A 9,090-nucleotide genomic window follows, 5' to 3' on the forward strand; every position below is an offset into this window, starting at 1 on the left:
AAAGCTACTTTGTCCTGCAAAGCCTTTTACATGTCGGGTGGATGAGGCGTATCATCCGGTCGAAGAAGAAATAGTCCCATGCCCAGTTAAAAAGGACCGAGGACCTGTTCTTAAAACCAATGAGCCAGAATATGTGGGCAAAGAGCCACATGAACCAGCCCCAAAAACCCTTGAAGTAGAAATTTCCTATCCTTGCTATGCCCGAATTTCTCCCCGCAACCATCATAAAACCTTTGTCCTTGTACGCGAACGTTACCGGCCTTTTGCCGTATATCTCTCTTAAGATGTTCTCCGCCGCCTTGCGTCCCTGCTGGATGGCGACCGGGGCTATCATCGCAAGCTCGCCGGCGACATCCCCTATCGCATAGGCGTTCTTAGTCCCCTCAATTTCAAGCGTTGGAAGTATCTTTATCCTTCCGTTGGCGCCGAACTCGATGCCGAACTCTTTAAAATAAGTTGCCGCAGCAACGCCGGCGGTCCATACAACGGTCGCCGTTCGAATGGTCTCGCCGTTATTTAATATAATGGAGCCACTTGTTATTTTTAAGGCCCGCACCTCATGTCTTATCGTTACACCCAATTTCTTTAAACGCTTTGCAAGGAAATCACTCAACGTCTCCGGCATGTAATAGACAAGCCTGTCGCGGCTATCTATTAGAACGATAGAGACCTCACCGAAGTTAAGGTGTTTGTAATCTTTTTTTAAGGGACCGCGAACAAGTTCTGCAAATGCGGCGGTAAATTCTATTCCTGTGGCGCCGGCGCCGATCACAACAAAGGTTAAAAGTTTTTTTCTCTCAGCGGGGTCCGTTTCATGATCGGCGAGTTCAAAGAGAGTTAGAATGTGGTTTCGAAGCGCGATACCTTCATCCAGCGTTTTGATCGTGAATGTGTTCTCGGCAGCGCCTTCGGTGTTATAAAAATTGTTATCGCTTCCTGTTGCAAGTATCAGATGTTCGTAGAAAAGTTCGCGACCGGGAATTGCCACCTTCTTTTCGGTAAAATTAATGTTCAAGACCTCGCCAAGGACAAAATCGACGTTCTTATATCTATTAATGATCCCCCTTATCGGGTAGATAATAGAAGATTCTTCGATTTCAGCAGACGACACTTGGTATAAAAGCGGGAGGAACGTGTGAAAATTGTTCCTATCTATTATCGTGACGTCGACGTTTTCCTTGCTTAAGGCCTTTGCCGCGGCAAGACCTCCGAACCCGGCGCCGATTATCACTATCTTTGGACGATACATAAGGCGACTTTATAGCAGAAACTCGCCAACAAGTACAATGAGAACGATAGCTCTTGAAGTTACTCCTCCTTTCTGATTAGTCCTTTGGCATGTCCTTTTTGCCGCTCCAGAGAGGCGTCAAGCTTTCTAACCACACAACCTTTAGAATAGGGGGAACCGCACGTTATTTTGCAAAGGCCAAATGTGCCGATGAAATTATTTTTTATATAAATGAGGCAGAGAGAGGCTCTCCATAGATTAGTGGTTGCCAAAAAATAATTTTCTTTATATGCCCTTCCAAAGTGCCACGCCTCTCACAACGGGGCGATGGCTGAGAATATGGAAGTATGGAAAGAGATGGCGATGAGGCATGGCACTGTCTTAGGGAGATCGCCTTTGGCGATTAAAGGGACACACTTCGTATAGTGAATGTCCTTGGAAAACGATACACCATGGGGCATAGTGGCGATGAAGCATGTCCATATCTAGGGAGATCGCCTGCGGCGATTAAAATATGAAGATACTGGCACCGGCAAAGATAAATATCGTCCTTAGGGTCCTTGGAAGAAGGCCCGACGGGTATCACGATCTCTTCATGCTCAACGAAAAGCTGACCGTTGCGGATGAGATAACCATTGAAGCAGGAAATCATGCTTCATGCGTCATGCCTCATGCTTCGGATATTCCTATCACCATTACTTGCGACGATGCGAGCGTTCCGTGCGACGAAACGAATATCTGCCATAAGGTGGCCAAAGCGATTCTTTGCCAGCAAGGCCAGTCAGACCAGCAATGCCGGCAAAGCATAAAAATTCACATTAAAAAAAATATTCCCGTTGCCGCAGGGTTGGGCGGAGGGTCATCCGATGGCGCTGCGGTCCTCAAAGGGATCAACGAAATTCTTGACTTGAAGCTTTCGAACGAAAATCTAGCCGAAATAGGGGTAAAGCTTGGGGCGGACGTCCCTCTCTTCTTATATGATGGACCCGCCATCTGCGAGGGGATTGGAGATAAGATAACCACATTAAAGAAGCTTCCTAACATGTGGATATTGCTAGTAAATCCAAATTTTCCCGTATCCACCAAGTGGGTCTATGAGGAATTTGATAAATTGCAAGGTTTGCAATTGACAGAACAAAATCAGGGTGTTAGTAGCTTGCCCTCGCCCGCCGAGGATTTGTTGGCGGGGCGCGATTTCAAGGGGTTAGACGATCTGGCCAAAGTTGTCCACAATGACCTTGAGCTTGTTACGGTTGCTAAATACCCTGAGATTGGCGAAATAAAAAAGATGATCAAAGGCCGCGGCGCCGTTCATTCATGGATGAGCGGTAGTGGTCCGACCGTCGTTGGCATGTTTGAAAATGAGAAAATGTGTCATGTTGCCGCAGAAAAGATGCGCGCCCATGACCCAAGCTGGCTGGTGATCGAAACGCAGAATTGAAAAATAGCAAACCGCGAGCGAGCATCTGGCTTTGCCAGTGGGAGCGAGAGGGGTTTGGGGGGAAGGAGCGAGCGCCAGCCGAAGGCTGGTCAGCCTCTGGCGGAAGCGAGTCGTTCCCCCCATTTTGAATTGGGGAGTCGACAAGCGGCAAGTCACCAGGCTTTGAACCTGGGATCGATGGTTCGAATCCATCCTCCCCAGCAAGATTATATATATGCCACACTTTAAAGATTTAAAGATTTTTTCGGGAAGCGCAAACCGCCCGCTGGCGGAAGAGATAGCGTCGTATCTCGGCACCAAGCTGGGAAAGGCCGACGTCAAACATTTTTCCGACGGCGAGACATGGGTTGAGATAGGGGAGAACGTCAGAGGCATGGACGTATTCATCATTCAGCCCACATGCAATCCGGCTAACGAGCATTTGATGGAGCTACTTATCATGGTGGATGCCATGAAGCGCTCCAGCGCCGGAAGGATAACGGCGGTTATCCCTTATTACGGATACGCAAGGCAGGAGAGAAAGGTTCAGCCAAGAACGCCTATCAGCGCCAAGCTTGTTGCCGATCTTTTGACGGCGGCCGGGGTTGACAGGGTGCTGGCGCTTGACCTCCATGCCGGACAGATACAGGGTTTCTTTAATATTCCGGTGGACCATCTTTTTGCAATGCCGGTAGCGCTGGAATTTATTCAGAAGAACATCGGCAATCATCTTGTGGTCGTTTCCCCAGATGCCGGCGGGGCCGAAAGGGCAAGGGCTTATGCCAAGAAGCTTTCTGCACCTATGGCAATGATAGATAAACGACGTTCCGCACCCAACGTTAGCGAAGTGATGAACGTGGTCGGAGACGTGAACGACAGAACGGCGGTCATAGTTGATGATATGATAGACACTGGCGGGACCCTTGTTAAGGCGGCCGAGTCCCTGATCAAGAACGGCGCAAAGGCCGTTTATGCATGCGCCACGCATGGCGTGCTTTCGGGCGGCGCCCATGAAAAAATAGAAGGCTCGTGCCTTGCGGGAGTTGCAATTACAAATTCGATACCACTTAGCGGCAAGTCATCCAAGATAAAGGTCTTATCTGTGGCTCCGCTTTTGGGCGAGGCTATCAAAAGGATCCATCAGGCGGATTCGGTATCTTCGCTCTTTATCTAAGAAAGGAAAGGAAGAGGAAAGAATATGGAAAGAGTATCATTAGACGTCAGCAAAAGAAACGAAGGAAAGAGCAGCGCACGCGCTGTCCGTAATGCCGCCATGGTCCCCGGCATTCTTTACGGAAAGAACGTAAAGCCCATGACCATCTCGGTCAACGAAAAGGCGCTTGAAACTGCCGTAAAGACAAAGGCAGGCATGAACGTTCTTTTCGATCTCAACATCGAAAGCGGAGAAAAAACTGTGGCACGCATCGCCGATTATCAGGCCTGCGCTATTAAAAGGAACTTTACACATGTCGACTTTGCGGTCGTCGATATCACCAAGAAGATATCGGTCGAAATTCCTCTGCATTTCGAAGGAAAGGCAAAGGGCGTGATAGAGGGCGGAGTGCTCATTATGGACCGCCGTACTCTAGAAGTGAAATGTTTGCCTTTGGCCATACCGGAATTTATTTCTATCGATATCACAGAGCTTGATATAGGAGACGGTATCCATTTGAACGAGCTCAAGCTTCCCGAAGGCGTTGAATGCGCACACGATGTGAACTTTGGTATTGTTTCGGTCGTTGCCCCGATGAAGGAAGAGGTGGTGGTCCCGACGGCAGAGGCAGTTGTTGCCGAAGGTGCGGCGGCCCCTGCGGCTGGAGCGGCGCCTGGAGCGGCGCCCGGTTCAGTCCCTGGTGCGGCTCCCGGTACGGCTCCTGCGGCTGGTGCAAAATCTGCCCCTGGCTCGGCCCCTGCGGCTGGTGCAAAACAGGAAAAGAAATGACCCGAGTGATAACGAGTGAGCCCCATATGGGGTGAAGGATCCCCCGAATAGAGTTGCACCAATGAAATTATTAGTAGGCCTTGGCAATCCAGGAAAGAAATACTGCAACACCCGGCACAACGTCGGGTTCGATGTGGTCGGCCTTGTTGCCGAAAAGTTCGAAGTTAAGCTGGACAAAAAGAAGTTCAATGCGTTCTTTGGAATCGTAAGAACAGGCGAAGTGGATGTTTTGATAGCCAAGCCTCAGACCTTCATGAACCTCTCCGGCGGCGCCGTGGCTCCGCTGGCAGGATATTACAAGGTGACGCCGACCGACATCCTAGTGGTTCAGGACGATATCGACATGCCGTTCGCCAAGATAAAATTCGCGAAGAGCTCGGGTGCCGGCGGTCACAACGGCATATCATCCATAATAGATGACCTTGGCACCGACGAATTCTGGAGGCTGAAGATAGGCGTCGGGCGGCCAAAAGACGGTTTGGAAGCCGCCGACCATGTGCTCGACGGGTTCGAACCGGAAGAAAAAGGCGTGATGGATAAACTGATTAAAATATCGGCGGAGGCCGCAACTGAGTTTTTAACGCATGGCCCGGACATAGCCATGCAAAAATATAACAATACCTTGGTCCCGGCATAGGGTCGGGGCCCATAAAAAGGCTCGTGAGGATCCGGTTTTGCCGGTCCGAGCGAGAGGGGTATGGGGGGAGCGGGAGCGAAGTTTTATGAGCGAGCTGTTCCCCCCATCTCAATAGTCCAAAAGGAGGTTAGCCATGAGAGAGTACGAAGTGGTCTATATATTAGACCCTGCGTTAACGGACGCAGAAGTGCAACGCTCGATCGACAAAATGACCGAGATCATAACCCGCCACGGCGGGGCCATTCTCCGTTTACAGAACATGGGCAAGAAGACACTTGCCTACAAGATCAACAAGCAGTCAAAAGGCCATTACATAGCCGTCGACTTCTGTGCCGACAATACGACGATCGGTGAGATGGAGCGCGTGCTAAAGCTCGACGAAAGAGTGCTTCGTTATTTGAGCATTAAGCTCGGTGAAGATGTAGAGGTCGAAACACGTAGAAAAGAGATAATCGAAGAGGCCGAACTCCTCGCCAAAACTCTCGAGCTGAACGCGCAGAGAGAAAGAGACGCAAGACAGGGAAGCCAAGCCCCACAAGAGCATGTGGAGGAGAGAGCATGATCCGCGAGCGAACAACCGGCTTTGCCGGTGTGAGCGAGAGGGTTTTGGGGGGAAGGAGCATCCGCCATCAGGCGGAAGCGAGTCGTTTTCCCCATTTAAACAAGGAGGTACGCAATGCCTAGAAGATTCAATAAGGACGATAAGAAGGGCCCGCGCAAGGGTCCCAACCGTTTCGGTCCGCAAAGAAAACGCACATGCAGGTTCTGTGCAGACAAGATGCTGAAGCTCGACTATAAGAACCCTCAGCAGATGGGTCTTTATATCTCCGAGCGCGGTAAGATCCTTCCCAGAAGGTTCACCGGCGCATGCGCAAAACATCAGAGATTCATTACCTTGGCCGTGAAACGCGCAAGGATATTGGCAGTTGTTCCGTTCTCATCGGTACAGACAAGGTAATATGCTTAAAAGGATAATCATAGCCGCGGCGATCACACTTCTAATGTTCCAGAGCGGAATATTCATATTCGTTTCGCCGCTACCGCTTTTCTTTATCTTCACAGTTCACGGAAGAAGAGAAGGCCGGTTCACGCTCCTTTTAACGGCCGCGCTGGCTTTACTTGCGGTCATTTTTAAAGTTGCCCATTTTTATGAGGTCATCTATTTGAGCCTCTTCTTAATGGTAGGGGTCATTCTTGGCGAAGGCGTGTTAAGGCGGGTAAAGTTGTTCCAGATCTCCATTATCTCGATACTTGTTCCATGGGTGATGCTCATGGGCGGGTTCGTGTTGTTGAACTTCGGAGCCGGCTACGATCTAATAGGTTCTTTGAAGAGCTATTTGAACGGTACCATGGGGCAGATCTTCTCGATGCAGGGATCGCTGGCGTCGTTTTCGGCGCCGCAGGCGGCGTTCATCAAAGAGAATATGCGCTCCATAGTCGAGTTCATCGTCTGGACGCTTCCCTCAATGACGATGGTGTTCATTGCGGCGGTGGTCTCGGTGACGCTCCTTCTTGCAAGGACGTTCACCAAGAAGTACGGCGTGCTCAAATATTTCGGCAATATCGCGGCCCAAAGGTTCCCGTTCTGGCCGGTTTGGATGACGATATTCTGCGGAGCACTTTTTTTTCTTAACGGCTATTTTGCCGAGAGCGCGTTCCTTAAATATATGTCGATAAACGGGCTCTTTGTGTGTGCCGGCATCTTCTTCATTCAGGGATGTTTTGTTATATCGTTCTGGATGCACAAAGGGAGATCGCCTTTTTTAAGGCTTTTGGTATACGGATTTATAATAGCGTTCCTGCAGGTAGTAGGGGTGATAATCATCGCGCTTGGTCTTTCGGACCAGTGGATAGATTTCAGGAAGAAGAGAATCAAAGATCAAACAATGGCGTAAAAGAAATAAGCGAGCAAAGATTCGGCTTTGCCGGTCCGAGCTTGAGGGGTTTGGGGGGAAACGGTGAGGTTTCCGAACCGGTCGTTCCCCACATCAGAATAGGAGATATTTATGGAAGTCATTTTAAGAGAAGAAGTGGCAGGACTTGGAAAGGCCGGGGAGCTGGTAAAGGTAAGGGACGGTTTCGCCCGCAACTTCCTTATCCCTCAGAAAAAGGCCATCTTTGCCGATCCTAAAAACATAAAGATGCTTGAACACCAGAGACAGGTGGCCGAGGCCGGCGAGAAGAAGGTGAAAAAGTTGGCGGAGGATCTGGCCGCAAAATTGGCAAGCCTTTCTTTAACGATCGAAAAAGAGGCTGGCGAAGAGGAGAAGCTTTTCGGTTCTGTTACCACAAAGGATATTGCTGACGTTCTCAGAAAGAACGGTCACGCGATGGACAAGAGGAGCATTCACCTTAAAGACCCCATCAAGCAGATCGGCGTTTACGATGTCGAAGTAAAGCTTCATTCACAGGTAACCTGTACGATCAAGGTCTGGGTAGTTAAAAAAGCCTAAGAGAGGTGATCAACATGGCAGAAGGTCAAGGGAGACTCCCTCCGCAGAACATCGAGGCGGAGACAGCCGTTGTAGGGGCGATGCTCCTTAATAATGACGCCGTCATCAAGGTGATAGAGGTTCTCACGCCTAACGACCTTTATCGCGAGGCCAACAGAAAGATCTTTTCAGCCGTAATAGACCTATACCAGAGGTCGGAGCCCGCGGACCTTGTAACGGTCACGAACGTACTTAAAAATCAGGGCGTGTTGGACGACGTAGGCGGGGCGGCTTATCTTGTCTCTCTTGTAAATTCCGTTCCAATAGCCGCCAATGTCACATATTACGCAAAGATAGTTCATCAGAAATCTATCCTGCGTCAGCTTATCTCGGCCTCCACCAACATAATAGACGGATGCTACGGCGAAGGGGACGACGTCGATACCTTCTTGGACCAGGCGGAAAAGGTGATCTTTGAGGTTGCCCAGCAGAAGATAAAACAGTCGTTCTATTCCGTAAAGGAGATCGTTAAGGACAGTTTTAAGACGATAGAGAAGCTCTACGAAAGAAAAGAGCTTGTAACAGGCGTCCCTACAGGCTTTACCGAACTCGACCGCTTGACAGCCGGGCTACAGGATTCGGACCTTGTGATACTTGCCGGCCGTCCCAGTATGGGAAAGACGGCGCTTGCCCTTAACTTTGCCACCTATGCCGCCGTTGAGATGAACATTCCGTGCGCGGTATTCTCGCTTGAAATGAGCAAGGAACAGCTGGTGCAGAGACTCCTTTGTTGCGAAGCAAAGGTGAGCGGTTCCAAACTTCGCGGCGGTTTTCTGACCGAGACCGACTGGCCGAAACTTACCCGTGCCGCCGGCGCCATTTCCGAAGCCCCCATATATATAGATGATACACCCGCCATTAACGTGCTCGAGATGAGGGCAAAATCCCGCAGGCTTCAAAAAGAGAAGGGTATCAAGCTGATCATCGTAGATTATCTGCAGCTGATGCGCGGACTTGGAAGAATAGAGAGCCGCGAACGCGAGATCGCGGAGATATCCGGCTCACTAAAGGCCCTTGCCAAGGAGCTAAGGGTCCCTGTCCTTGCGCTCTCCCAGCTCAACCGTGCGGTCGAGAACAGGCAAGACAAACGCCCGCAGATGGCCGACCTGCGCGAATCCGGAAGCATCGAACAGGACGCCGACGTCATAATGTTCGTCTATAGAGATGAGGTCTATAACAGAGAAAGCCCCGAAAAAGGTACCGCCGAGGTCATCATAGGAAAACAGAGGAACGGCCCCATCGGTTTTACCAGACTTGCGTTCCTGAACGAGTTCACGAAGTTCGAGAACCTTGCCAAAGGTGCTGATGATTCTATGCGGCCGGTTGACGCCTCAGGCATCGAAGACGCCGATGATGCATTTTAATCATTCA

The 9,090-nt window shown here is 50.1% G+C and carries 10 protein-coding genes and 1 tRNA gene; 10 read left to right on the forward strand and 1 reads right to left on the reverse strand.

Annotation, left to right across the window (positions count from 1 at the left end; all coding sequences use genetic code 11):
• Positions 1–4 precede the first annotated feature (4 nt).
• A complete protein-coding gene (locus COV46_01395; protein PIR18099.1) occupies positions 5–1,249 on the reverse strand; it encodes an FAD-dependent oxidoreductase in 1,245 nt (414 codons plus the stop codon).
• A 493-nt stretch (positions 1,250–1,742) separates the two neighbouring features.
• On the opposite strand from COV46_01395, the gene ispE reads away from it, so the two are divergent.
• From ispE to COV46_01445, 10 genes are all read left to right on the forward strand, one after another.
• Positions 1,743–2,669, forward strand: a complete 927-nt coding sequence (ispE, locus tag COV46_01400) for a 4-(cytidine 5'-diphospho)-2-C-methyl-D-erythritol kinase (protein ID PIR18100.1) — start codon at positions 1,743–1,745, stop codon at positions 2,667–2,669.
• A 130-nt stretch (positions 2,670–2,799) separates the two neighbouring features.
• Positions 2,800–2,873, forward strand: a tRNA-Gln gene (locus COV46_01405).
• Between the two features lie 10 nt (positions 2,874–2,883).
• The gene (locus COV46_01410) at positions 2,884–3,822 is read left to right on the forward strand and encodes a phosphoribosylpyrophosphate synthetase (protein PIR18101.1); all 939 of its coding nucleotides are present in this window, start codon (positions 2,884–2,886) and stop codon (positions 3,820–3,822) included.
• A gap of 24 nt (positions 3,823–3,846) precedes the next feature.
• Positions 3,847–4,590 (forward strand): 50S ribosomal protein L25, encoded by a 744-nt coding sequence (locus COV46_01415; GenBank protein ID PIR18102.1) that lies wholly within the window; start codon positions 3,847–3,849, stop codon positions 4,588–4,590.
• A gap of 61 nt (positions 4,591–4,651) precedes the next feature.
• On the forward strand, positions 4,652–5,227 hold the full coding sequence (locus COV46_01420; protein PIR18103.1) for an aminoacyl-tRNA hydrolase: 576 nt from the start codon (positions 4,652–4,654) through the stop codon (positions 5,225–5,227).
• A gap of 133 nt (positions 5,228–5,360) precedes the next feature.
• Positions 5,361–5,789: a 30S ribosomal protein S6 gene (gene rpsF / locus COV46_01425; protein PIR18104.1), complete on the forward strand. Its 429-nt coding sequence runs from the start codon at positions 5,361–5,363 to the stop codon at positions 5,787–5,789.
• Between the two features lie 114 nt (positions 5,790–5,903).
• Positions 5,904–6,185 carry a 30S ribosomal protein S18 gene (rpsR, locus tag COV46_01430; GenBank protein ID PIR18105.1) on the forward strand — a complete coding sequence of 94 codons (282 nt, stop codon included), beginning with the start codon at positions 5,904–5,906 and terminating at the stop codon, positions 6,183–6,185.
• Between the two features lies 1 nt (position 6,186).
• A complete protein-coding gene (locus COV46_01435; protein PIR18106.1) occupies positions 6,187–7,122 on the forward strand; it encodes a hypothetical protein in 936 nt (311 codons plus the stop codon).
• A 111-nt stretch (positions 7,123–7,233) separates the two neighbouring features.
• Positions 7,234–7,680 carry a 50S ribosomal protein L9 gene (locus COV46_01440; protein ID PIR18107.1) on the forward strand — a complete coding sequence of 149 codons (447 nt, stop codon included), beginning with the start codon at positions 7,234–7,236 and terminating at the stop codon, positions 7,678–7,680.
• 14 nt (positions 7,681–7,694) lie between these two features.
• Complete coding sequence (locus COV46_01445) at positions 7,695–9,083, forward strand: replicative DNA helicase (protein ID PIR18108.1); 1,389 nt, start codon at positions 7,695–7,697, stop codon at positions 9,081–9,083.
• Positions 9,084–9,090: the final 7 nt, after the last annotated feature.

The organism is Deltaproteobacteria bacterium CG11_big_fil_rev_8_21_14_0_20_49_13, assembly GCA_002796305.1.
Taxonomy (GTDB): domain Bacteria; phylum UBA10199; class UBA10199.

Coding starts and splice junctions, on each gene's coding strand:
- COV46_01395 (PIR18099.1), bottom strand. CDS start 1,249: ATGTATCGTCCAAAGATAGTGATAATCGGCGCCGGGTTCGGAGGTCTT.
- ispE (PIR18100.1), top strand. CDS start 1,743: ATGAAGATACTGGCACCGGCAAAGATAAATATCGTCCTTAGGGTCCTT.
- COV46_01410 (PIR18101.1), top strand. CDS start 2,884: ATGCCACACTTTAAAGATTTAAAGATTTTTTCGGGAAGCGCAAACCGC.
- COV46_01415 (PIR18102.1), top strand. CDS start 3,847: ATGGAAAGAGTATCATTAGACGTCAGCAAAAGAAACGAAGGAAAGAGC.
- COV46_01420 (PIR18103.1), top strand. CDS start 4,652: ATGAAATTATTAGTAGGCCTTGGCAATCCAGGAAAGAAATACTGCAAC.
- rpsF (PIR18104.1), top strand. CDS start 5,361: ATGAGAGAGTACGAAGTGGTCTATATATTAGACCCTGCGTTAACGGAC.
- rpsR (PIR18105.1), top strand. CDS start 5,904: ATGCCTAGAAGATTCAATAAGGACGATAAGAAGGGCCCGCGCAAGGGT.
- COV46_01435 (PIR18106.1), top strand. CDS start 6,187: ATGCTTAAAAGGATAATCATAGCCGCGGCGATCACACTTCTAATGTTC.
- COV46_01440 (PIR18107.1), top strand. CDS start 7,234: ATGGAAGTCATTTTAAGAGAAGAAGTGGCAGGACTTGGAAAGGCCGGG.
- COV46_01445 (PIR18108.1), top strand. CDS start 7,695: ATGGCAGAAGGTCAAGGGAGACTCCCTCCGCAGAACATCGAGGCGGAG.